Here is a 22,894-nt window from a genome sequence, read left to right as displayed (position 1 = left end):
GCGGGATGGAGCACGCGGTCGAGATCCGCGACCTGCACAAGTCGTTCGGCAGCCTTGAGGTCCTCAAGGGCATCGACTTCTCCGTCGAGCCCGGCCAGGTCGTCTGCGTCATCGGCCCCTCCGGGTCGGGCAAGTCGACGCTGCTGCGGTGCGTGAACCTCCTGGAGCAGCCCACCTCCGGCCGGGTGGTCCTGGAGGGCATCGAGATGACCGACCCCGACGTCGACCTCGACGCGGCCCGGCGCCGGGTCGGCATGGTCTTCCAGCAGTTCAACCTGTTCCCGCACATGACGGCGCTGCAGAACGTGATGATCGCCCAGCGGCGGGTGCTCAAGCGCGGCAGGGCCGAGGCCGAGCGGGTCGCCCGGGAGAACCTGGAGAAGGTCGGCATCGCCGAGAAGTGCGACGCCTACCCGGCGCAGTTGTCCGGCGGCCAGCAGCAGCGGGTGGCCATCGCCCGGGCGCTGGCCATGGACCCGGCGCTGATGCTCTTCGACGAGCCCACCTCGGCGCTGGACCCCGAGCTGGTGGGGGACGTGCTGACGGTCATGCGCAAGCTGGCCGAGGAGGGGATGACGATGCTCGTGGTCACCCACGAGATGGCGTTCGCCCGCGACGTCGCCGACCGGGTGGTCTTCATGGACGGCGGCGTGATCGTCGAGGACGGCCCGGCCGCCCAGGTGATCGGCGATCCGCAGCAGGAGCGCACCAAGTCGTTCCTGCGGCGGGTGCTGGACCCGACCCACACCGACGTCTGAGGGATCTCTCGCGGCCCGCACCCCGGGGTGCGGGCCGCGGGCCGTTCCCGGGGCCCGGGGGAGGCCTTTGGCGCCGTGCAGAGCTTCCCCGACCCTGCGCGTTTTCTACTCGGCCTCCCCGCGGGCACCGCTGTCACCCACCGTAGCGACCCATGTGCCGATAGTGCAAAGACGTGCGGCCCGGATCCGGCCTCGCAACGTAAAGGATCGGCGGTCTCCCGGCCTGGAACGAGGCGGAGGCCGTACCGGGGACGGCGCGGAGGCCGTATGGGGGGGCGGCGCGGAGGCCGTATGGGATCAGCGGTCGTCAGCGGTCGCGCAGCACGCAGGTCAGGCGTGAGGTGCACACCAGGCGGTCCTGCTCGTCGGTGATCCGGATGTCGTAGGTGGCCAGCGTGCGGCCGCCGTGGATCCGGGTGGCGACACCGGTGACGTGGCCGGAGGTGGCCGAGCGGTGGTGGGAGGCGTTGATCTCCACGCCCACCGCGTACCGGCCGGGCCCGGCGAACAGCGCCGCCCCGGTCGAGCCGAGGGTCTCGGCCAGCACGCAGGAGGCGCCGCCGTGCAGCAGGCCGTACGGCTGGACGTTGCCCTCGACCGGCATCCGCCCGATCACCCGGTCCGGGCCGGCCTCGGTGATCTCGATGCCCATCCGGTCGACCAGGGTGCCTGCGTGGTTCGCGCCGAGCTGCTCCCGCAGGCGGCGGGCGATCTCCTCGGGGTCTGTCAGGGTCAAGGGGATGTCTCCTGTCGTGCCGGCTCCGGTTTTCTGTCGCACCAGGAGACTAGGCTTCTGGTGTGCCGAAGAACGAAGCGACCCCCTCTCGTCCGTGTCTGCTGCTGCTGGACGGTCACTCCCTGGCCTACCGGGCGTTCTACGCCCTGCCGGAGGAGAACTTCTCCACGACGACCGGGCAGACGACCAACGCGGTCTACGGTTTCACGTCGATGCTGGTCAACGTGCTCCGTGACGAGCAGCCCACGCACGTGGCGGTCTGCTTCGACCGGTCGGAGCCGACGTTCCGGCACGAGGAGTACACCCCCTACAAGGCCAACCGCAGCGCGAGCCCCGACAGTTTCCGCAGTCAGATGAGCCTGATCCACGAGATGCTCGACGCGCTGCGGATCCCGCACCTGTCGCTGCCGGGATACGAGGCCGACGACCTGATCGCCACGCTCGCCGTCCGCGCCGCCGACCAGGGGATGAGCGTGCTGGTCGTCACCGGCGACCGTGACGCGCTGCAGCTCGTCGACGACCGGATCACGGTGCTGATGACCCGGGTCGGGATCAGCAACATGACGAGGTTCACGCCCGAGGTCGTCGAGGAGAAGTACGGCCTCACCCCGGTCCAGTACCCCGACTTCGCCGCGATCCGCGGCGACAACAGCGACAACCTCCCCAACATCCCGGGCGTGGGGGAGAAGACCGCCGCCAAGTGGATCCGCGAGTTCGGGTCGCTGGAGGAGCTGGTGAACCGGGTCGACGAGGTCGGCGGCAAGGTCGGCGAGAAGCTGCGGGCCCACCTCGACCAGGTGCTGCTCAACCGCCGTCTCACCCAGCTGCTGCGCGACGTGCCGCTGGAGCACGAGGTCGGGGCGCTGACGATCGGCCGGTGGGACCGCGAGGAGATCGACAAGATCCTCGACACGCTGGAGTTCCGCGGCGAGATCCGCGACCGGCTGTTCAAGACGCTCGGCGCGGCCGAGGCCGAGACCGCGGGCGGCGAGGCGTTCGAGGCCGACGTCGTACGGCTCGGCCCCGACGAGGTCGCCGCCTGGCTCGCGGGGCTGCCCGCCGGCCCGGGTCACCGCGCGGGCCTGGCCTTCACCGGCTCCTACGCCAAGGGCACCGGCCGCCTGGACGGCGTCGCGATCGCCGTTCCGGGCGACGGCGCGCCGGGCCGCGCGGCCTTCGTCGATCCGGCGGCGCTCACCGAGGCCGACGAGGCGGCGCTGCGGGCGTGGCTGGCCGACGAGTCGGCGGCCAAGGCCGTCCACGACGCCAAGGGGCCCATGCTGGCGCTGTGGGCGCAGGGGATGGAGCTGCGCGGCCTGACGTGCGACACGGCGCTGGCGGCCTACCTCGCCATGCCGGGCCAGCGGGCCTTCCCGCTGGAGGACCTGGCGCGCTCCTACCTCCACCGGGAGCTGCGCGGCCAGGCCGACGACGGCGGCCAGGCGAGCCTGTTCGACGACCAGGAGGAGGAGGCCGCCCGCGACCTGGGCCTGCGGGCGCTGGCCGTCGCCGAGCTGGCCGACGCGCTGGAGGCGTTCCTGGAGACGCGCGGCGGCGCCGGCCTGCTGCGCGACGTGGAGCTGCCGCTGGTGGGCGTGCTGGCCGAGATGGAGCGGGCCGGGATCGCCGCGGACGGCGCCCACCTCGGCCGGTTGGAGGCCGAGTTCGGCGCCGCGGTCAAGCAGGCCGTGGAGGCGGCGCACGCCTGCGTCGGCGAGCAGTTCAACCTCGGCTCGCCCAAGCAGCTGCAGGAGATCCTGTTCGTCAGGCTCGGGCTGCCCAAGACGAAGAAGACCAAGACGGGCTACACCACCGACGCCGACGCGCTGGCCTGGCTGGCCACCCAGACCGAGCACGAGCTGCCGACGATCATGCTCCGCCACCGCGACCAGGCCAAGCTCAAGGTCACCGTCGAGGGGCTGATCAAGGAGGTGGCCGATGACGGGCGGATCCACACCACCTTCAACCAGATCGTCGCGGCCACCGGGCGGCTCAGCTCCGAGAAGCCCAACCTGCAGAACATCCCGATCCGCACCGTGGAGGGCCGCCGGATCCGGCAGGGCTTCGTGGTCGGCTCCGGCTACGAGACGCTGCTGACGGCCGACTACAGCCAGATCGAGCTGCGGATCATGGCGCACCTGTCCGGCGACGAGTCGCTGATCGCGGCCTTCGAGTCGGGCCACGACTTCCACCAGGCCACCGCCGCGCGGGTGTTCGACATCGCCCCCGGCGAGGTCAACGGGGAGATGCGCGCCAAGATCAAGGCGATGAACTACGGCCTGGCCTACGGCCTGTCCGACTACGGGCTGTCGGCGCAGCTGAACATCCCGGTGGCCGAGGCCAGGGGCCTGAAGGAGGAGTACTTCCAGGAGTTCGGCGGCGTCCGCGACTTCCTCAACGCGATCGTCGCGCAGGCCCGGCACGACGGCTACACCGAGACCATCCTGGGCCGCCGCCGCTACCTCCCCGACCTCAACAGTGACAACCGCCAGCGTCGCGAGATGGCCGAGCGGATGGCGCTCAACGCCCCGATCCAGGGGTCGGCGGCCGACATCATCAAGGTCGCCATGCTGGGCGTGCACCGCGCGGTCGAGGAGGCCGGGCTGCGGTCGCGGATGCTGCTCCAGGTCCACGACGAGCTCGTGTTCGAGGTGGCCCCCGGAGAGCTCGACACGCTGCGCGAGCTGGTCGTCGGCCGGATGAACGCCGCCTACTCCCTGCGGGTGCCGCTGGAGGTCTCGGTGGGCGTCGGGCGCACCTGGGAGGACGCCGGCCACTGAGCCCCGGCCACTGAGCCCCGGCCACTGAGCCCCGGCCACTGAGCCCCGGCCGCGAGGACGGCCCGGGCCGTGAAGCGGAGCCGATCGCCGTTCAGCGCGCCGGGCCCCGGCTGCGAGGATCGTCCGGCCCGCCCGGCCCGTCCGGATCTGCTCTAGGGTGGGTCGTCGAGCCGACATCTTCGACGTCACGGGGGTTTCGTGCGGAGTCTGACGCCGTTCGCACAGATCATCATGTTGGTGAACGTGCTGGTGGTGGCCGTCGCGGTGGTGGTGCTCCTGGTGCTGCCCCCGGCGCCCACCCCGGTCGCCGACTGGACGAGGGGCCGGGCCGCGGATTCGCCGTCCGCCACGCCCGGCCCCTCGGGGCCCCCGGGCTCCGCGAGCTCCGCGGAGTCCGCCCTGCCGTCGGTGGAGCTGCCGCCGCCCGTCCCGGCCACCCCGGAGTTCGCCCGGCAGGTCGGGGCGAACGAGGCCGGGATGGTCCCGGTGCTGATGTACCACCGGATCGTCGCCAAGCGCGCCGCCTCCATCGACCGCACGCCCGCCCAGCTGCGCAAGGAGCTGGAGAGGCTCGCCGCCGACGACTACGTGCCGGTCACCGCGCGCGAGTTCGTCGCCGGACGGATGGACATCCCGGCCGGCAAGCACCCGGTCGTGCTGACCTTCGACGACGGCCACGCCAGCCACTTCGCGCTGGACGGCTCCGGCATGCCGGCCAAGGACACCGCGGTCGGGGTCATCTACGACGTCGCCAGGAGGCACCCCGGCTTCCGCCCGGTGGCGACCTTCTGGGTCAACCGCGAGCCGTTCGGGCTGCGCGCGGAGAAGGACCAGAAGCGCGCGGTGGGCTGGCTGACCTCCCACGGGTTCGAGGTCGCCAACCACACCTGGCGCCACCCCTACCTGCCCGCCATGCCGAAGAAGAAGATCGCCGAGCAGCTCGCGCGGACCGAGCGGCTGCTCGGCCGGCTCGGCGCGGGGCCGTCGGAGACGATGGCGCTGCCCTACGGCGCGATGCCGCGCAAGAGGTCCCTCGTGCAGTCCGGCAAGTGGGACGGCGTCGAATACCGGTTCAAGGGCGTCTTCCTGGCCGGGGCGCAGCCGTCGGAGTCGCCGTTCACCAAGGGCTACGACCGGCGGGCCATCCAGCGGATCCAAAGCAACGGCAAAAAAGGCGAATGTCGTCGATGGTGCTCGCAGTACTGGCTGGAGTGGTTGCACGACCACCCCGGGCGGCGCTACACCGCCGACGGCGATCCGGCCCGCATCTCCGTTCCCAAGGGACTTCGCGGTAAGATCAGTTCTCCGAACAGGGGGCGGGTGATCGTCTACTGAGCGAGCCCGATCACGGTCCGGATCAGCTGATTTCCGGTCCTGACCCCCGGCGTGTCGTGCCCCCGGATTGACCGGGCTCGTCTGGTCTCATATGCTGATCGCTGCGCTGTGGGCTCGTGCGTGTCTCGGACCGAGTGGGCTCGCGCTCGATCAGACCGACGCCAGTTCGGCCGATCGATAAGAGGCCTGCTGCGTGTTCGCCACATCGACATCTGTCCGCGTTCGGAGCACTTCCACACATGACGAGCAGCACTGAGGCCACCTCGAGCACCCCGCAGGTAGCGGTCAACGACATCGGGTCCGAGGAAGAGTTCCTCGCAGCGATCGACCTGACCATCAAGTACTTCAACGACGGCGACATCGTCGAGGGCACCGTCGTCAAGGTCGATCGAGACGAAGTTTTGCTCGACATCGGCTACAAGACCGAGGGCGTCATCCCCTCGCGTGAGCTCTCGATCAAGCATGATGTCGATCCGGCGGATGTCGTCGAGGTTGGCGAGCACGTCGAGGCGCTCGTCCTCCAGAAGGAGGACAAGGAAGGCCGTCTGATCCTGTCCAAGAAGCGCGCTCAGTACGAGCGGGCCTGGGGCACGATCGAGAAGATCAAGGACGAGGACGGCATCGTCACCGGCACCGTCATCGAGGTCGTCAAGGGTGGTCTCATCCTCGACATCGGCCTCCGTGGCTTCCTGCCGGCGTCCCTGGTCGAGATGCGCCGTGTCCGCGACCTGCAGCCGTATGTCGGTCGCGAGCTCGAGGCGAAGATCATCGAGCTCGACAAGAACCGCAACAACGTGGTCCTGTCCCGCCGCGCCTGGCTGGAGCAGACCCAGTCCGAGGTTCGCCAGACGTTCCTCAACACCCTGCAGAAGGGTCAGGTCCGCAAGGGCGTCGTCTCCTCGATCGTCAACTTCGGTGCGTTCGTCGACCTCGGCGGCGTCGACGGTCTGGTGCACGTCTCGGAGCTGTCCTGGAAGCACATCGACCACCCCTCCGAGGTCGTCGAGGTCGGCCAGGAGGTCACCGTCGAGGTCCTCGACGTCGACATGGAGCGCGAGCGGGTCTCCCTGTCGCTCAAGGCGACGCAGGAGGACCCCTGGCAGCAGTTCGCCCGGACCCACCAGATCGGCCAGGTCGTTCCCGGCCGGGTCACCAAGCTGGTGCCGTTCGGTGCGTTCGTCCGGGTGGAGGAGGGCATCGAGGGCCTCGTCCACATCTCCGAGCTGGCCGAGCGTCACGTCGAGATCCCCGAGCAGGTCGTCACGGTCGGCGAGGAGATCTTCGTCAAGATCATCGACATCGACCTCGACCGTCGCCGGATCTCCCTGTCGCTCAAGCAGGCGAACGAGTCCGCGATGGGCGCCGACGTCGAGTTCGACCCCACGCTGTACGGCATGGCGGCGACCTACGACGACCAGGGCAACTACATCTACCCCGAGGGCTTCGACTCCGAGACCGGCGAGTGGCTCGAGGGCTACGACAAGCAGCGCGAGGAGTGGGAGCGGCAGTACGCCGAGGCCCAGAACCGCTTCGAGGCGCACAAGCGCCAGATCGAAGAGGCTCGCAAGGCCGACGCCGAGGCCGAGGCCGCTCCGACGACCTACACCGGTGAGACCCAGTCCGCCGGTTCGGGCGGCGGCAGCAGCAGCAGCTCCTCCGCTCCGGCGGCCGGCGCTCTCGCCTCCGACGAGGCTCTCGCCGCTCTGCGCGAGAAGCTCGCCGGCGGTCAGAGCTGACACCGGTCCCGCGGGGCGCACGCCCTGAGCGAGTGATGTGAGGAAGGACCCCGCTTCGGCGGGGTCCTTTTTCACGTTCCGGCCGCCTGATCCCGTTCCGGACCGGGGGAGGCCCGTGCCCGCCGTACGGTACGCGGTGCCGTAGGGTGGCGGCCGTGACCGTGATCGAACGGGCCGGGCCCGGGGACGCCGGAGAGATCCTGACCGTGCAGCGCGCCGCCTACGTCAGCGAGGCCCAGCTCTACGGCGATCCGTTCATCCCGCCGCTGGTGGAGTCGGCCGAGCAGGTCCGCGTGGCCGTCGAGACCGGTGTCGTCCTCGTCGCCCGCCGGGAGCGCAGGATCGTCGGCGCGGTCCGCGGGAGGATGTCCGGCACCACCTGCCTGGTCGGCCGCCTCGTGGTCGCCCCCGACGTCCAGAGGCGCGGCGTCGGAGGGTCCCTGCTCGCCGCGCTCCACGGCGACGCCTCTTCCGCCCTGGCGTTCGACCTGTTCACCGGGCACCTGTCCGAGGGCAACCTGCGGCTCTACCGCCGCCACGGCTACCGCGAGACCGGCAGGGAGCGGATGAGCGACCACCTGACCCTGGTCCACATGCGCCGCGAGCTCTGAGGCGCCGGACCGGAGTCCTGGCGGGCGGGCCGTACCGCGTATGCTGCGGATCATGCTGAAGGTGGGACTCACCGGTGGGATCGGATCCGGCAAGAGCGAGGTGGCGCGGCGGCTGGCGGCCCTGGGCGCCGTGGTGATCGACGCCGACCGGATCGCCCGGGAGGTGGTCGAGCCCGGCACGGAGGGACTCGCCCGGATCGTCGAGGTCTTCGGAACGGAGATCCTCCGCCGGGACGGCGCCCTCGATCGGGAGAGGCTCGGCTCCATCGTCTTCTCCGACTCAGGGAGGCTGGCCGCCCTCAACGGCATCGTGCACCCGCTGGTCGGCGCGCGCGTCGCCGAGCTGCAGGACCGGGCGGCGGAGGAGGCGATCGTGGTCTACGACGTCCCGCTGCTGGCGGAGAACGGCCTCGCCCCCATGTACGACGTGGTCATCGTGGTGGACGCCGCCGACGATGTGCGTCTCGCCCGCCTGCTGGAGCTCCGTGGCATGACCGAGCGGGACGCGCGGGCCCGCATCGCCGCCCAGGCGACCCGCGAGGACCGGCTGAAGATCGCCGACATCGTCGTGCCGAACGACGGGACGCTGGAAGAGCTGCAGGCCAGAGCCGAAGAGGTGTGGGCCGAGCTGTCGGCCCGCTCCGGCCGGGGCGTGCGTCCGAGATGAGCGGAGCCGATCGCCGGGGACCGGTGGCCGGGAAGAACAGGTCCGTGTGTGATCAGCCGGTGTCATTCCGCCTTCACCCGGCCCCCGGGCCAGGGGCGAAGTGTGATCTCGGCCCACTTCGTGGATCGTGGCCGCCGTGCTGCGGAGACTGAGTGTTCTGGACCGGATTCGGATCGGCCTGCTGGCGCTGGGCCTCCTGTCCGTCCTGACCGGCCTGCTGCCCGCCGGGGACGCCCGGGCCGAGCTGACGCGGATCGCACCCGTCCTGCTGTTCCTCGGCGCGGTGATCGTGATGGCCGAGCTCGTCAAGGAGGCCCAGGTCTTCGACGTGATCGCGGCGAGACTGGCGGCGGCCGGGCGCGGGAACCACGCGGCGCTGTTCCTGCTGTGCACCGCCTTCGCCGCCCTGGTCACCATGTTCCTCAACCTCGACACGACCGCCGTGCTGCTCACACCCGTCATGCTCGCCCTGGCGGCCAGGAGCGGCATCGCCGCGCTGCCACTGGCCATGACCACCGTCTGGCTGGCCAACACCGCGAGCCTGCTGCTGCCGGTGTCGAACCTCACGAACCTTCTCGCCATGGATCGCCTGGGCATGTCCACCAAGGAGTTCGCCGGGCGGCTCTGGCTGCCGCAGGCCGTCTCGATCGCGGTCACCATGGTCTTCCTGTGGGTGTTCTTCTGGCGGCGCGGCCGCCGCGGCGCCGACCGCTACGTCCCGCCCGGCCCCGTCCCGGTCGCCGACCCGCTGCTGTTCCGCATCGCGGCCACGGTGTGCGCGCTGTTCATCGCCGCGCTTCTGCTGGAACTGCCGATCCAGCTCGTCTCCCTCTCCGCGGCGGTGCTGATGGTCGCCGCCTTCGCCTGGCGCGACCGCTCCAAGCTCACCTTCGCCCTGTTCCCCTGGCAGCTCCTGGTCTTCGTCACCGGTCTGTTCCTGGTGGTGCCCACCCTGAGCCGGTACGGCCTGGCCGGCCTGATGGGCGCGCTGACCGGTACGGCGGGCGACGCCGCCGGCGCCTACCGGGCGGCGGCCACCGGCGGCGGGCTGGCCAACCTGATCAACAACCTGCCCGCCTACACCGCGGTGGAGAAGGTCATCCCGGCGGGCGACCGCGACCGGCTCCTCGCCCTGCTCATCGGCGCCGACGTCGGGCCGCTGATCACCCCCTGGGCGTCGCTGGCCACCCTGCTGTGGTTCGAGTGGTGCCGCCGCCGCGCGGTGCGGGTGCCACCGCTGACGTTCGTGCTGGCCGGGGCCGGACTGGCGGTGACCGGGGTGGCCGCCGCCGTGGCCGCGCTCCTGCTCACCGCCTGACGCCCGCGAACCGCCTGCCTCCCGCGAACCGCCCCCGGTGACGGACCACGATCGGGACCGCGGCCGCCGCGGCACTCACGGCGTTCAGGCTCGTTCCCGGTTTCCTCCGGACGGTCAGGACGTGACCCCGGGGACGGCCCCGACCTCCTCCAGCAGTTCCTCCTGCAGTCCGGCCCGCCCGGCGACGAAGTCACATACGCTCCCGTCCAGTGGAACGCGGTCGAACGGTGCGCCGTCGAAGCCGCTGACCACCGCCCCGGCCTCCTGAGCGATCAGCAGGCCGCCCGGCAGGTCGACGACCCCGGTCCGGTGGCCGACGATGCCGTCGATGTCCCCCCGGGCCAGCATCGCCCAGGCGAGCAGCGGGGCCCACAGCCGCAGTACCCGGCGGGCGCGCAGATCGAGCGCCGCCTTCAGCGCCGTGGCCACGGGGTCGCCGCGGCGCACGCCGTACCCCTGGATCCAGGCCAGCACTGGACCGGAACGACCGGGCCGGTAAGGCGGAGCCGCCAGCGGGCCCGCCGGGCCGACCGCGCCCCGGCCCCGCACGGCCGACCAGGTACGGCCGGTCACCGGCTCGTGCACGACCCCCAGCTCGGGACGCCCGCCGCGGCACAGAGCCAGGCCCACCGCGTACAGCGGCAGGCCGATCGCCACGTTGTTGGTGCCGTCGAGCGGGTCGATGACCCACGTCCACTCCGACCCGGCCTCACCCAGCGCGCCTGCCTCCTCTGAGATCACCGCGTGCCCGGGGAACGCCGAAAGGACCCGGCCGATCAGCAGCCTCTCCGACACCAGGTCCAGGTCGGTGACCACATCGCCGTCGTCTCCCTTGGGATTGACCACGAGGGCCGCCTGGGTGCCCTCGGTGATCAGCCGGCCGGCCGCCCCCGCGGCGTCGACGGCGACCCGGCGGGCGTGCTCCAGATCCGGCGGCGCGACGGCGCGGTCCTCGCCCCGCTCCGCGGTCTCGCCCGGTTCACCGCTCCGCGCGGCCGATGCCTCTGTCGTCATAGCAGGACCGTATCCCGCCGCCCTCCGGGCACGGAACGGTGCGGAACCCCCGGCTCCGGCCGGACATCGGCCCCCGCTCCGGCCTGACCGGCGCCCAACCGCCTACGACCCTCGCCGAGAGCGGACGCATCCGGGACGGTCGGCGTGAGACCGGTGCCCGGCCGGTCCCACGCCCCTCACCGGGCCGGACCTCAGCCGGTCGAGGGCGGGGACGGTTCGGCGTCGGTCCAGCCGGACTCCAGCACCACGGTGGCCCGGTCACCCTTCCGCGGCACTCCGGTGTCTTCGGCGGTCAGCACCTTGGAGGTGCCGGGATCGATGATCAATTTATTCCGGGAGGGCAGGCCCTCCCGGATCGGGAAGGTCACGGCGACCCCCGGCCGCCCCTGCGGGTCGGTGGCCCGGCCTTCGATCCGCACCGCGGGCAGTGTCGCCAGCGCCTGGTAGGCGGCACCGCGCACCTGCGGGGAGACGGGCAGGTGATACAGGAGTTCGGCCAGGACGGAGGGCAGGCCGTCCTCCACCGAACCGGCGAAGTCCTGATCACTGCGGATCGCGTCGGCGGCTCGCTTCTTCAGCGCCTCGGGATCCGCGGGAAGCGCCTCGATCTCCTTCAGCGTCAGGGGCAGGGCACTCCAGTAGAGCTTCCGCCGTCCCTTGAGCGGGGTGAGCGTGCCCTCGCCGGGCGAGGTGGAGTAGACGCCGCCATCCGGTCCCATCTCCCATTCGGCCGGCGAGCCGTCCCTGCGCCACGCCTCCGTGTCGAGAGGGGTGGCGGCCAGCTGCCTGCGGCCCATCCATCTGCGGCCGTCCTTGGCCACCCAATCCTCCGAGAGGTAGGTGGTTTTGAGCCGGTAGGCGTCGCCGCTTTCGCCGTACGGCCCCGCCGACCCCACGTATAGCTCCCGAAGGCGCCAGTAGGCCCCTTCCGGGGCGGCTTGGGCCTTGGCGGCGGCGGCCAGCAGAATCGACGTTCCCTGCAGGGCGGTGACACCGGTGACCGCAGGAGAGGGCGAGGAGGCGGGGACGGCCTGGCCGAGGAGGACCACCGCGGCGGCCGCGGCCGCCGCGAGCCCGAGGGCACCGGCCTGCCACCGCGGGCGCCTCCTCACCTTCGGGAACGTCATCGATACGCCGCCAGGCGGTGAGGAACGTCTCGGAGATGACGTCGGCCGTGTCGTCGGGGGAGCGGATACGACGGGCGGCGTACTGATGTATCGCCGGGTGGTACGCGTCATAGACCGCCTCGAAGCGATCTCGGTGTGTCACAGGATCTCCTTGCCGAAAGGTGCCGGACACCTGGTGAATGTCCGGCACCTTTTGGAATGTGGCAGATCACTGTGAGCGGTTCGCGCCACGGGCCCCGCCATCGAAAAGCCCCACCGGAGCCGATGACCTGGTGAGGCGCGGAATCCCGGACACGCGGGCCGCGCGATCGGAACGGCCTGCCTCGCGCCCCTCCCGGAGCCTCGGGCCGTAGCCGGTGTGGGCGGTCAGAACCAGCCGCGCCTGCGGGCCATCGCCTCCAGCCCCGCGCGCAGCGACTGCTCCACCTGGCCCGGATGGTCGCCGTGGCGGACCGTGAACCGGTCGTAGGTGTCGCCGCCGGACGACAGGAACCCGCCGCGCCTGTCGGCCTCCAGGATGACGTCCATCGAGTGCGGCCCGGTGATGAACGTCAGCTCCAGCTCGCTGAAGTGCCGGCCGTACTCGTGGCCCGCGTGGTACTCGATCTCCTGGAAGAACGGCATCCGCGAGCCGCGCAGCGTGCCGCGCTCCAGGTCGGCCTTCTTGAAGTGGAAGCCCATCCGGCTCAGCGCGCCGAGCACGTTGTCCTGGGCGGGCAGCGGGTTGACGAACAGCGGGTCGAGGTCGCCCTTGTCGAGCGCTCCGGCCAGGGCCAGCTCGGTGGCCACGCCGAGCCGCATGCCGCGCAGCGGGTGGCCGCCGACGGCGCTGATCGGGGTCTCCCACGGGACGGCGATCTCGAACGGCGCCGAGTGGGACGCGCCCGCCGCGAGCTGGAACGGCCCGGCCACCTGCTCGCGCAGGAAGCTGTAGGTCGCGTGGTGCTCATTGTCGCCGCTCTCGACCTCGACGACCGCGGTGAAGTCGATGAAGATGCCCTCGACCTGGTGGTCGGAGCCGCCGCCGCGGAAGTCGACCCGCCCGCGCAGGACCTCACCGGGACGGACGTGGGAGTTCTGCAGGATCGTGTCGACTTCGACGCCCGCGCCGAACGCGGCCATCAGCTTGCGGAAAACCATGGGGACTCCCCGGTTGGTGTCTGATCTGAGATGGGAAGCGCCCGTTCGGGCGCGTGGTCGGGATGGGTGCGGGGGGAACACGCCTGGCCGGGAGGCGTATGGCCGGGACGGGCGAGGGGCCGGACGCCCCGGCTGATCCCGGCCGGGCCGGGGCGGGGTCCGGCCGGGCCGGGCCTGCCGGGACGGGCTCAGCCGGGCCGGCCGGACGGCCAGGCCTGGCCGTCCGCGCCGTTCCCGTTCCCGTTTCCGTTCGCGCCGCCGCCGTCGCCGATGCCACCGAGCCGCGGCAGGAGCTGGGCCAGGAGCATCGTGGACAGCGCCGACGACTCGCCGGACGTGCCGTCGGTTCGGACCACCAGGGGACGCGGGGCGCTCTCGGCGAGCCTGGCCCCCACGTCGAGGCGGCGGCGGGCCAGCTCGTACTGGAGCACGGCCCGGTTGTCGCGGTAGGAGTCGGCCAGCCTGCGCAGCCCTCGGGCCTCGTTCTCGGCGGAGGTGAGCTCGGCCCGCCCCTTGGCCTCGATCTCCCAGCGCACCCGCTGCGCCTCGGTCTCGTGCTCCTCCAGCATGCGGGCGACGTCCTTGCGGGCGGTGTTGGCGGCGGCCCGCACCTCCACGATCCGCGCGTCCCGCGTCTTCTTGGCGCGCTCGATCTCCATCAGCAGCGTGTCGATCCGCCGCTTGCGGGTGAGCTCCCACTCCCGCTCGAACGCCGACAGCTCCTTGGCGACCTTCTCGCGGGTGGCCAAGTGCTGCTGGTAGGCGTCGGGCAGCTGCACGTCGGGGATGTTGGCGCCGGTGATCCGCACGCCGTACCGGCCGAGCTGACGGGTCAGCAGCTCCTGCATGTCACCGACGTCGGACCCGCGCAGGTCGTAGGCGCGCTCGGTGTGCACCCTGCGGCTGCGCTGACGGATGGCGTCCTGTACGGCGCTGCTCAGCACCAGGTCGAAGTTGCTCGCCCCGATCGTCCGGACGAAGGCCACCGGGTCGACGATGCGGAACTTCAGGAAGAACTCGATCGACTTCAGCGGCACGTTCTCCGCGGTCGGGCAGGCCACGATCGGCGCCGAGTAGGGGATCTCGGTGGAGGTGTCCACCACCGCGTCCACCCGGTCCCACGGCAGCCACAGGTAGTGGCGGCCCGGGGGCAGGGTGCCGGTGACCGCGCCCCAGCGGCTGCGCACGCCGGTGGTGCCCTCCTCGATCTCGATGATCGCCCGCCGCCACACCCACACCAGCGTGACCAGCAGCAGGACCACCGCGCCCACCGCGGCCAGGAAGGAGATCACCCCGTCGGCGAGCACCGCCGTGCCGGCGAGGTAGAGGGCGGCGAACAGCAGCGTCAGCCAGGCGAAACCGCGGCGGTCCTTGGGGATGACCACCGGGACCAGCCGGCCGGACTCGCCGCCGCGCAGCAGCTGGCGGATCTCCGACCAGGAGGCCAGGGATTCCTTGATCTTGGAGAACTCGGCGCTCATCGCACGTCCTCACCTTCCCGGGCCGCCGGCCCGTCCTGCGCCCCGGCCGCCCGGAGCGCCCGCCCCGGCGGTTCCGCCTGCTCAGGCCGCGCCGTCTGTACCGGCTGCGGTGTCTGTGGTGTCCCGCCGGTCGGTCCCGCCGTACCGATTCCGCCGGTCGTTCCGCCCGCACCGGCGCCGGTCTCCGGGGCCGGGTTCAGCAGCGCGGCGATCTCCGAGCCGCGCTCCTCGACCCTCCTGCCGATCTCGGTGACGCGCGCCCTGATGGCCGCCATGTCCTCCTCGGAGAACAGCTGCGTCTCGCGGCTGCCGACGAGCTGCCTGGCCAGGGCCAGCAGGTCGATGTCGGGCCGCTCGCCCACCTGCACCATCCGGGGCAGGTGCGCCGCCACGGCCTCCAGCTTGTCGAGCAGGTCCTGCTGGAACCGGTAGTCCAGGATCTCCGGCGCCTGGGCCGCGCTCAGCGCCCGGATGTCCAGCGCCTGCGCCTCCAGCAGCGCCGCGTTGGCCTTGGCGGTGGACTCCGCCTCCACCAGCCGCTGGCCCGCCTGCGCCTTGGCCTGGTAGGAGGCGCGCTCCAGCGCGGTGTCCATCCGGGCCTGGTAGCCGGCGATCTCGGCCTGGATCGCCGACAGCTGCTCCTGCAGCCCGGCGAGCTCCCTGACGATGTCGCCCTCGTTCTGCTCCTTGCGCAGCTGCAGCTCGTACTCGTAGGTGTAGGCCTCCTTGGCCACCCTGATCATCTCGGGGGCGGCGAGGTCCATCCGGTATTCCTGGCTCGTCGGCTCGGCGTGCGTGATGTTCACGTCGGTGAGCCGTACGGCGGGCAGGAACTGCTGGTTGAGGGTGTCCAGCATGCCCAGGGTGCTCTCGCCGACCAGGTCGTAGATCTCCTCGGCGCGCTGGGAGTAGATGAGGGAGCGGGTGACCTCGCTGATGGCGTTCTGCAGCTTGGCCTGGAAGCCGCTGACCGAGCCGAGGACGAAGATGAACTCGGCCGGGTCCTCGATGCGGAACTGCAGGAACAGGTCGACGCTCGCCTTGACGCCCTGCTGCGTCGGGGCCTCGCTGATGGGCGCGTTGAAGGGGTACTCGCGGGTGGTGTTGACGATGTAGCTGACCCGCTTCCACGGGTTGAACAGCGTCACCCGGCCCGGCTCGGCGATCTGCACGAGCTTGCCGAACTTGGTGATCAGCGCCTTGGCGCCCTCGGGGACCATGACCACGCTGCGCCGCCACCACAGGAACGCGGCGGCCAGCACCAGGACCAGCCAGTAGTGCAGGCCGAACAGCACCCGTGCGCCGTCCGGCAGCCCGGTGGCCACCAGCCCGGCCAGGCCGAGGACGGCCAGGACCACCAGCGGAATGACCACCCGCGCCGTCGTCCCCTTGGGGATCACCACCGGCGAGATCACGTGGGCCGGCCGGCCGTCCGGCCCCGCCGAGGCGAAGCTCCGGCCGAGGATCTCACCGGCCTCTGTCAGTGAGGCGCTGCGGGCCTCGATGACCGTCCCCGTGGAGATGTCCTGGTCGCGGGCCGCGGCGAAGTCGGACGGGTCGAGCGCGAAGCCCTGCTCGCCGGGCCCCTGGCCGGTGAACCGGCCCGCGAGCCGGCCCACGGCCTGGCCGGCCATCTGGCGTGGGTCGCCTCCCTGTCCTATCGCCTGGGCGGCCGCCGTGGCGGTCCGCATGACCTGTTGTGACCGAGACATCTGACCTCCGGGAGGTAGTCGTACTAGATAGTCCGATATATCAGTCTTCGCGAGCTTTTGTCCGGCGCATTGAGCCGGGGAAGCCGGATGGCGAGGCCGTACCCGGAAGTGAAGTCCACCGGGCTTGACGTCGGCTTGCCGCCGGATTAAACCGGATCGAAGCCGCCCGGCCCACCCCGGAGGCCACCCGCCGACCCCGCGCCCCCGTCCCTCGCCCCCGCCCGTCCGGACGTTTTCTTTACACCTTCTTTACGCCCAACGTGCCCGGCGGGCCGAAGGTGCCCGTACGGCCGGACGGATTGCGCTCGTTCCGCCCGCGCGCCGGGATCCCCCCGTGCCGTGGAGGAGAACGCCGGGGAGCGAGGCCGGCCGTACGGCCGGACGGAAATGTCGGTGGGCCCGCCTACAGTGGGTGGAGTGAGGCCGGTAACTGATTTGCAGCGCAAGGTGGCGCCCTTCCAGGTGGTCACCGAGATGACCCCGTCGGGCGACCAGCCCGCAGCGATCGCCGAGCTGGAGCGGCGCGTGCGGGCGGAGGAGAAGGACACCGTCCTGCTGGGCGCCACCGGCACCGGCAAGACCGCCACGATCGCCTGGCTGATCGAGCGGCTGCAGCGGCCGACCCTGGTCATCCAGCCCAACAAGACGCTCGCCGCGCAGTTCGCCAACGAACTGCGCGAGATGATGCCGAACAACGCGGTCGAATACTTCGTCTCGTACTACGACTACTACCAGCCCGAGGCGTACGTCCCGCAGAGCGACACCTACATCGAGAAGGACTCCTCGATCAACGACGAGGTCGAGCGGCTGCGCCACTCCGCGACCAACTCGCTGCTGACCCGCCGCGACACGATCGTGGTGGCGTCGGTGTCGTGCATCTACGGCCTGGGCACCCCGCAGGAGTACGTCGACCGCATGGTCCGTCTCCAGACGGGCCAGGAGATCGAGCGCGACCGCCTGCTGCGCCGCCTGGTCGACATGCAGTACACCCGCAACGACCTGGCCTTCACCCGGGGCACCTTCCGGGTCCGCGGCGACACCATCGAGATCATCCCCAAGTACGAAGAGCTCGCCGTGCGCATCGAGATGTTCGGCGACGAGATCGAGAAGCTCTCCACGATGCACCCGCTGACCGGCGAGGTGATCACCGACGACGACGAGGTCTACATCTTCCCCGCCTCCCACTACGTCGCGGGCCCCGAGCGGATGGAGAAGGCCGTCAACGGCATCGAGGCCGAGCTGGCCGAGACGCTGGAGAGGATGGAGCGCCAGGGCAAGCTCCTGGAGGCCCAGCGGCTGCGCATGCGCACCACCTACGACCTGGAGATGCTGCGCCAGATCGGCACCTGCTCCGGCGTGGAGAACTACTCGCGCCACATGGACGGCCGCGCCCCCGGCAGCGCCCCCAACACCCTGCTCGACTACTTCCCCGAGGACTTCCTCCTCGTGCTGGACGAGTCGCACCAGACCGTCCCGCAGATCGGCGCGATGTACGAGGGCGACGCCTCCCGCAAGCGCACGCTCGTCGAGCACGGCTTCCGGCTGCCGTCCGCGATGGACAACCGCCCGCTGAAGTGGGAGGAGTTCCTGGAGCGGATCGGCCAGACCGTCTACCTCTCGGCCACCCCCGGCTCCTACGAGCTGGGTCGCTCCGGCGGCGACGTGGTCGAGCAGGTCATCCGGCCGACCGGCCTGGTCGACCCCGAGGTGATCGTCAAGCCCACGACGTCGCAGATCGACGACCTCGTCCACGAGATCAGGATCCGCGCCGAGAAGGACGAGCGGACCCTCGTCACCACGCTGACCAAGAAGATGGCCGAGGACCTCACCGACTATCTCCTGGAGCTCGGCATCCGGGTCCGCTACCTCCACAGCGAGGTCGACACCCTGCGCCGCATCGAGCTGCTCCGCGAGCTGCGCTCCGGCGAGTTCGACGTGCTGGTCGGCATCAACCTCCTGCGCGAGGGCCTCGACCTGCCCGAGGTGTCGCTGGTGGCCATCCTCGACGCCGACAAGGAGGGGTTCCTGCGCTCGGAGACCTCCCTGATCCAGACGATCGGCCGTGCCGCCCGGAACGTCTCCGGCCAGGTGCACATGTACGCCGACCGGATCACCCCCTCCATGGAGCGGGCGATCGAGGAGACCAACCGCCGCCGGGCCAAGCAGGTCGCCTACAACGAGGCCCGCGGCATCGACCCGCAGCCGCTCCGCAAGAAGATCGCCGACATCCTCGACTCGCTCAACCGCGAGGACGCCGACACCGAGCAGCTCCTCGGCGGCAACGGCCGCCAGCAGTCGCGCGGCAAGGCGCCGGTCCCCGGCTTCGCGTCCAAGGCCGCCGGCCAGCACGCCAAGGCCATCGCCGGGGAGATGCCCCGGGCCCAGCTGGAGGAGCTGGTCGCCTCGCTCACCGAGCAGATGCACCAGGCCGCAGCCGACCTGCAGTTCGAGGTCGCCGCCCGGCTCCGAGACGAGATCAAGGAGCTCAAGCGCGAGGTCCGCGACATGCGCGAGGCCGGCGTCTCCTGACCGCCGCCGGGGAGACCCGGCGGCCCGGCGACGATCGGGAGACCGGCGATCGGCCGCCCCGGGACCTGGGGCGGCCGGCGGGCGCCTCCGTGTACGACGCCGATGACGGCAGGCATCCGCGCGTGCGATGCCGATGACGACGATCCCGTGGCCGCGGCGCGACCCTTGATGCCAGAATGCCCGGCATGGGCCGAAAAGCGGTGCGCTCAGCTCTGGCGGGCCTGGCCATGGCCGCTCTGTCCGCTCTATCCGCTCTGTCCGCCGGATGCTCGGCCGCCCCCGGATCCGGCGCGACGGTTCCCTCCCCGGGGCCGCAGGCCGGGCCCTCTCCCGGCGCGGCGTGGACCCCTTCCGGCGCGGTGGCGACTTCCCCCGGGAACCGCTGCCACCTCCACCCGGACTCCACGCTGCCCCCCACCTCGCCGCCGCTCCCCTCCGGGGGTGGGATGCGCCTCGTGCACTACAACGCCTACCCCTACGGCGACGACTACCGCGCCGTGACGGCGCTGCCCGACGGCACGGTGTACGCCGTCGGGGAGCGCGAGTTCCCCGCGACGGGCGACCCCTGCGGGCCGCGCCGCACGCTGACTTATGCGATGCGATGGGACGGCCGGCGCTGGCACGGGCTGCCCGAACTCGACCGGGTGGTGGAGGTGGGCCGGATCGCGGCCTCCCGTGACGGCGCCCTGCGGGTGTTCGGCCGCTGCAGCGCCACCACGATGAGCGGCGGCTCCGACGTCTGCACAGCCCGCTGGGACGGCACGTCATGGACGGTGTCCGTGCTGGACTCGGGGGTCACGGGGGTCGCCGCGACCGGCCGTGACGAGGTCTGGGCGGCGACCTCCGGCAGGATCCACCACTGGGACGGTGACCGCCGGCTCTCGCAGAGGCCGCCCTTCCGCGTGGGCGCCCTGCAGGCGACCGCGTCCGGTCAGGTGTGGATCGCCGGAGACGAGGGCGGGCACATCGCCGTCGCCCGCCGCAGCGGTCGCCGCTGGACTCCGGTCCCGCGCCCGCCGATCCCTCGCCTGTACGGGGAGCGGCAGCGGGAGACGGTGGTGGTCGCCCTCGCGGTGGGCGACGGGGGAGAGGCGTGGGTGCTCGGCTCGATGTACCGGATCTGCGGAGAGGAGGAGACGACGTGCGTCCGGCCCGTGCTCATGAGATGGAGCGGCGGCCGGTGGCTGGTCAGGGTCGTGCCCGAACGGCTCTCCATCGGCCGTGACATCGTCGCCGACGGCGCGGGCGGCCTGTGGACGACCGTCCCCCACGGCCTGGGCCGCCTCACCGGCGGGAGATGGCGGACGTACGAGGCCGACCGTGGCCCGCTCGGAGGGCGCTCGGTGGCGGCGCTCGCCCGCCGCCCCGGATCGGCCTCGGTCTGGGCGGTCGGCCGGGACCACACCGAGTCCGAGGAGATGCCGTTCACCAACGGCATGATCTGGCGCCTGGACTAGGTCTGTTCCGCGGGTCCCCGCCCGGCCGACCGCGGCAGGCGGGGTGATCCGTGAAACGGAACCTAACCGGGCCCGGTCGTCTCGGAGGGCTCCGCCGCGGCTCTCCCGTTGGGACGGTGGTCACCGGCGGACGCCTGCAGCTCATCGATCTTGGCGTGCAGGCGGGCCAGCTCCCCGGCGATGACGGCGAGCGTGTCCTCGACGCGCTGCTCCTCGGCCGAGGTGGTCTGGTCGTCCATGGCGGTGACGACGACGGCGATGAACAGGTTCAGCACCACGAACGTGGTCAGCGGGATGTAGCCGACGAAGAACACCCACGCCCAGGGCTTCTGCTCCATCACCTCGGAGGCGATGTCGGGCCACGCCTCGCCGGTCATGACCTGGAACAGGGTGAACAGCGAGGTGGGAAGCTCGGCGAAGTACTGCGGGGCGATGTCGCGGAACAGATGCGTGGCCAGCACCGCCGAGACGTACACCAGCAGGACGATCAGGCCGACGATCGAGAGCATGCCGGGAGCGGCCGCCATCAGGGCGTCGATGATCCTTCGCAGGCTGGGCACCGCCGACACCAGGCGCAGCGTCCGCACGATCCGCAGTGTGCGCAGCACCGAGGTGGAGGCCGACGCGGGGGCGAAGGAGACCGCCACGACGATCGTGTCGAACCAGCTCCACGGATCACGGAAGAACTTCTCACGGTAGGCGTACAGCCGGGCGGCGAGTTCGGCGGCGAAGACGGCCAGGGTGACCCGGTCGATCACGTGCAGCAGGCCGCCGACCCGGTCGGCGAGGACCGAGGAGGTCTCGCAGCCGATGGTGACCGCGTTGAGGACGATGACGAAAATGATGACCCGCTGCAGGCGGGGGGTTTCGAGGATGCGGCGCACACGTTCTCGTGTCGGCACCCGGCCGGCGTCCGTAGGGGGAGGGGTCACCGGTCGATCATCCCAAATCCGGCACGACACCTTTTCGGTGGACCAACGGACATCTCGTTCGAGCGGGAGAACCAGGACGCCGCGCGGGCGGAGGCGGGCGTGGAGCGGCTTCTACGGAGCCTTGCCTCCCATGTACGTGCTCAGGTCGAGGTCGATGTCCACGTCGAAGCCGGCGTACGTCCGCAGCCGCCCCCGGTGGATGCCGGTCGGCACGTACGCTCTGACGGAGGGCTCCAGCTCGAAGGTGTAGACGACGGCGCCCTCGTCCTCCTGCTCGACGCGCCAGAAGTATCTGATCCCGGCGTCGGAGTACTTGATCGGCTTGGTGGTGCGATCCCGCTCCATGGACTCGGCGGACACCACCTCGACGACGAGGTGGACGTCCTCCGGCTTGAAGGTGGTCGTGCTCAGGTTCTGCAGGGCCGACCGGTTGACGACGAGGACGTCGGGCTCCGGGCGCTGCCGCATGCCCAGGGTGACCGTCATCTCCCGGGCGACCACGAGATCGGCCGGCGGAACGAGCCGCTGTTCCAGCAGCGTCACCGTGAGCATGTGGAACAAGGTCTGCGGCGGCCGCATCACGAGAGACCCGTCGATCAGCTCCACGTGCTTCGGCGCGTCAGGGGGAAGGCGGTCGAGCATGTCGGCCGTCCACCCGCCGGGCGGGCCGGGGTGGAGCCACTCCGGAAGCGCCGTGGTCATCCGCCGCCTCCCCGGGGCATTCCGTCTACGGGCGGTGGGTGATCATGATGGCGCGCTCAGGGTCCGCCGACGCCGCTCCCGGTGACTGCGTGACGCGTCCATGATGACACGCTCAGTGGCCGTCGGCGGGGCTCTTCGGATGGGGGCGCTCGGCCATCGCGCGCCGGTGGAGCTCGTCGATCTCGTCCAGGGGGTCGCGGATCGGGGCCTGGCGGCGGGCCTCGATCTCCAGGTCGGTGCGGTTCTGGATGTCGGCGATGTATCCGGCCGAGTGCGTCATCTGGTCGTTGAGCAGGTCGGCGCGGATGCGGGCGCACGAGGTGGTCAGCTTGGCGTGGTGGTCGCGCAGCAGGCTCAGTGAGGCGTGGTCTACGTAGGCCGACGTCCGTCTGTGCTGGGCGTAGAGGCCGAGCTGGGCGTCGAGCTGGTCGGCCTGCATGGCGATCTCGGCCACCAGGTGGGGGAGATCGCCCAGACCCCAGCCGTCCCGCAGGGCGCTCTCCACGGCCTGGCGGGTCAGGGAGACCTCCCTGCGGAGGTCGATGCGCATCCGCTCGGCCTCGGCGGCCTCGCCGGTGCCCATCGACGCCACGTGGGTGGCGACCCGGTCGCCGACCTTGCGGGCCTCCTTGGTGGCCTTCTTGCCGACCTTGACCAGCAGATAGATCCCGGCCGCCGAGGCGAGAAGGACGAACAGCAGGATCACCAGGACGATGGTGATGAAAGTACCGATGGGAGCCACCTCCTGGCGGGGGCGAGACGGATTCTTCGAGCATATCCCCGGCGGTGCGGCCGGGGCGGAGCCGTGGGCGGGCGGGGCCGATGCTTCCGGGTAGGCCGGGACCGTCCGCGAGGTCGT

At 71.3% G+C, this 22,894-nt stretch carries 18 protein-coding genes and 1 pseudogene; 9 read left to right on the top strand and 10 right to left on the bottom strand.

All coding sequences use genetic code 11. From position 1 onward, the window contains the following. Window positions 1-5: 5 nt before the first annotated feature. On the top strand, window positions 6-758 hold the full coding sequence (locus ACFYSC_RS00160; protein ID WP_362945374.1) for an amino acid ABC transporter ATP-binding protein: 753 nt from the start codon (window positions 6-8) through the stop codon (window positions 756-758). Window positions 759-1,065: 307 nt separating this feature from the next. Here ACFYSC_RS00160 and ACFYSC_RS00155 read toward each other — a convergent pair whose 3' ends face one another. After that, entirely contained in the window at window positions 1,066-1,410 is a 345-nt protein-coding gene (locus tag ACFYSC_RS00155; RefSeq protein ID WP_389956258.1) for a PaaI family thioesterase, read from the bottom strand. A gap of 146 nt (window positions 1,411-1,556) precedes the next feature. On the opposite strand from ACFYSC_RS00155, the gene polA reads away from it, so the two are divergent. The 6 genes from polA (at window position 1,557) to ACFYSC_RS00125 (ending at window position 9,941) form a co-directional block, all read left to right on the top strand. Then, window positions 1,557-4,274 carry a DNA polymerase I gene (gene polA / locus ACFYSC_RS00150; RefSeq protein WP_389954485.1) on the top strand — a complete coding sequence of 906 codons (2,718 nt, stop codon included), beginning with the start codon at window positions 1,557-1,559 and terminating at the stop codon, window positions 4,272-4,274. A gap of 231 nt (window positions 4,275-4,505) precedes the next feature. After that, entirely contained in the window at window positions 4,506-5,609 is a 1,104-nt protein-coding gene (locus ACFYSC_RS00145; protein WP_389956255.1) for a polysaccharide deacetylase family protein, read from the top strand. A gap of 239 nt (window positions 5,610-5,848) precedes the next feature. Continuing rightward, window positions 5,849-7,345 (top strand): 30S ribosomal protein S1, encoded by a 1,497-nt coding sequence (gene rpsA / locus ACFYSC_RS00140; protein ID WP_389954483.1) that lies wholly within the window; start codon window positions 5,849-5,851, stop codon window positions 7,343-7,345. Window positions 7,346-7,500: 155 nt separating this feature from the next. Beyond that, entirely contained in the window at window positions 7,501-7,956 is a 456-nt protein-coding gene (locus ACFYSC_RS00135) for a GNAT family N-acetyltransferase (RefSeq protein ID WP_389954481.1), read from the top strand. 52 nt (window positions 7,957-8,008) lie between these two features. Continuing rightward, window positions 8,009-8,623 carry a dephospho-CoA kinase gene (gene coaE / locus ACFYSC_RS00130; RefSeq protein ID WP_389954478.1) on the top strand — a complete coding sequence of 205 codons (615 nt, stop codon included), beginning with the start codon at window positions 8,009-8,011 and terminating at the stop codon, window positions 8,621-8,623. A 136-nt stretch (window positions 8,624-8,759) separates the two neighbouring features. Further along, entirely contained in the window at window positions 8,760-9,941 is a 1,182-nt protein-coding gene (locus ACFYSC_RS00125; RefSeq protein ID WP_389954475.1) for an SLC13 family permease, read from the top strand. Between the two features lie 114 nt (window positions 9,942-10,055). Here the strand turns inward: ACFYSC_RS00125 and ACFYSC_RS00120 are convergent, their stop codons facing one another. The 6 genes and pseudogenes from ACFYSC_RS00120 to ACFYSC_RS00095 all read right to left on the bottom strand — a co-directional run bounded on the left by ACFYSC_RS00120 (window position 10,056) and on the right by ACFYSC_RS00095 (window position 16,394). Beyond that, window positions 10,056-10,955, bottom strand: a complete 900-nt coding sequence (locus ACFYSC_RS00120) for an inositol monophosphatase family protein (RefSeq protein ID WP_389954472.1) — start codon at window positions 10,953-10,955, stop codon at window positions 10,056-10,058. Window positions 10,956-11,146: 191 nt separating this feature from the next. Then, window positions 11,147-12,067: a CU044_5270 family protein gene (locus ACFYSC_RS00115; protein WP_389954469.1), complete on the bottom strand. Its 921-nt coding sequence runs from the start codon at window positions 12,065-12,067 to the stop codon at window positions 11,147-11,149. A gap of 22 nt (window positions 12,068-12,089) precedes the next feature. Next, window positions 12,090-12,224, bottom strand: a pseudogene (locus ACFYSC_RS00110) (RNA polymerase sigma factor); the annotation flags it as partial. A gap of 224 nt (window positions 12,225-12,448) precedes the next feature. Then, window positions 12,449-13,222, bottom strand: coding sequence for a sporulation protein (locus tag ACFYSC_RS00105; protein ID WP_389954466.1), 774 nt, complete (start codon window positions 13,220-13,222; stop codon window positions 12,449-12,451). Window positions 13,223-13,410: 188 nt separating this feature from the next. Next, complete coding sequence (locus tag ACFYSC_RS00100; RefSeq protein ID WP_389954463.1) at window positions 13,411-14,703, bottom strand: SPFH domain-containing protein; 1,293 nt, start codon at window positions 14,701-14,703, stop codon at window positions 13,411-13,413. Then, on the bottom strand, window positions 14,700-16,394 hold the full coding sequence (locus ACFYSC_RS00095; protein ID WP_389954461.1) for an SPFH domain-containing protein: 1,695 nt from the start codon (window positions 16,392-16,394) through the stop codon (window positions 14,700-14,702). The genes ACFYSC_RS00100 and ACFYSC_RS00095 overlap by 4 nt, the downstream gene beginning before the upstream one ends. A 438-nt stretch (window positions 16,395-16,832) precedes the next feature. On the opposite strand from ACFYSC_RS00095, the gene uvrB reads away from it, so the two are divergent. Both uvrB and ACFYSC_RS00085 read left to right on the top strand, forming a co-directional pair. Then, entirely contained in the window at window positions 16,833-18,944 is a 2,112-nt protein-coding gene (uvrB, locus tag ACFYSC_RS00090; RefSeq protein ID WP_389954458.1) for an excinuclease ABC subunit UvrB, read from the top strand. A 185-nt stretch (window positions 18,945-19,129) separates the two neighbouring features. Continuing rightward, window positions 19,130-20,401, top strand: coding sequence for a hypothetical protein (locus ACFYSC_RS00085; protein WP_389954455.1), 1,272 nt, complete (start codon window positions 19,130-19,132; stop codon window positions 20,399-20,401). Window positions 20,402-20,463: 62 nt separating this feature from the next. Here the strand turns inward: ACFYSC_RS00085 and ACFYSC_RS00080 are convergent, their stop codons facing one another. The 3 genes from ACFYSC_RS00080 to ACFYSC_RS00070 form a co-directional block, all read right to left on the bottom strand. Further along, complete coding sequence (locus tag ACFYSC_RS00080; protein ID WP_389954453.1) at window positions 20,464-21,333, bottom strand: ion transporter; 870 nt, start codon at window positions 21,331-21,333, stop codon at window positions 20,464-20,466. 111 nt (window positions 21,334-21,444) lie between these two features. Continuing rightward, entirely contained in the window at window positions 21,445-22,035 is a 591-nt protein-coding gene (locus tag ACFYSC_RS00075; RefSeq protein WP_389954450.1) for a Uma2 family endonuclease, read from the bottom strand. A 112-nt stretch (window positions 22,036-22,147) separates the two neighbouring features. Next, entirely contained in the window at window positions 22,148-22,777 is a 630-nt protein-coding gene (locus tag ACFYSC_RS00070) for a hypothetical protein (RefSeq protein ID WP_389954448.1), read from the bottom strand. Window positions 22,778-22,894 lie beyond the last annotated feature (117 nt).

It is taken from the genome of Streptosporangium sp. NPDC004379, from assembly GCF_042873875.1.
In the GTDB taxonomy this organism is placed as follows: domain Bacteria; phylum Actinomycetota; class Actinomycetes; order Streptosporangiales; family Streptosporangiaceae; genus Streptosporangium.
The sequence above is the reverse complement of the archived record's forward strand: the minus strand, read 5'-3'. Positions and strand labels throughout refer to the sequence as shown.

Bases quoted from the DNA above. Each gene is read 5' to 3' on its own strand.
- ACFYSC_RS00160 (WP_362945374.1), top strand. From the start codon at position 6: ATGGAGCACGCGGTCGAGATCCGCGACCTGCACAAGTCGTTCGGCAGC.
- ACFYSC_RS00155 (WP_389956258.1), bottom strand. From the start codon at position 1,410: ATGGGCATCGAGATCACCGAGGCCGGCCCGGACCGGGTGATCGGGCGG.
- ACFYSC_RS00145 (WP_389956255.1), top strand. From the start codon at position 4,506: ATGTTGGTGAACGTGCTGGTGGTGGCCGTCGCGGTGGTGGTGCTCCTG.
- rpsA (WP_389954483.1), top strand. From the start codon at position 5,849: ATGACGAGCAGCACTGAGGCCACCTCGAGCACCCCGCAGGTAGCGGTC.
- coaE (WP_389954478.1), top strand. From the start codon at position 8,009: ATGCTGAAGGTGGGACTCACCGGTGGGATCGGATCCGGCAAGAGCGAG.
- ACFYSC_RS00120 (WP_389954472.1), bottom strand. From the start codon at position 10,955: ATGACGACAGAGGCATCGGCCGCGCGGAGCGGTGAACCGGGCGAGACC.
- ACFYSC_RS00105 (WP_389954466.1), bottom strand. From the start codon at position 13,222: ATGGTTTTCCGCAAGCTGATGGCCGCGTTCGGCGCGGGCGTCGAAGTC.
- ACFYSC_RS00100 (WP_389954463.1), bottom strand. From the start codon at position 14,703: ATGAGCGCCGAGTTCTCCAAGATCAAGGAATCCCTGGCCTCCTGGTCG.
- ACFYSC_RS00095 (WP_389954461.1), bottom strand. From the start codon at position 16,394: ATGCGGACCGCCACGGCGGCCGCCCAGGCGATAGGACAGGGAGGCGAC.
- ACFYSC_RS00085 (WP_389954455.1), top strand. From the start codon at position 19,130: ATGGGCCGAAAAGCGGTGCGCTCAGCTCTGGCGGGCCTGGCCATGGCC.
- ACFYSC_RS00075 (WP_389954450.1), bottom strand. From the start codon at position 22,035: ATGACCACGGCGCTTCCGGAGTGGCTCCACCCCGGCCCGCCCGGCGGG.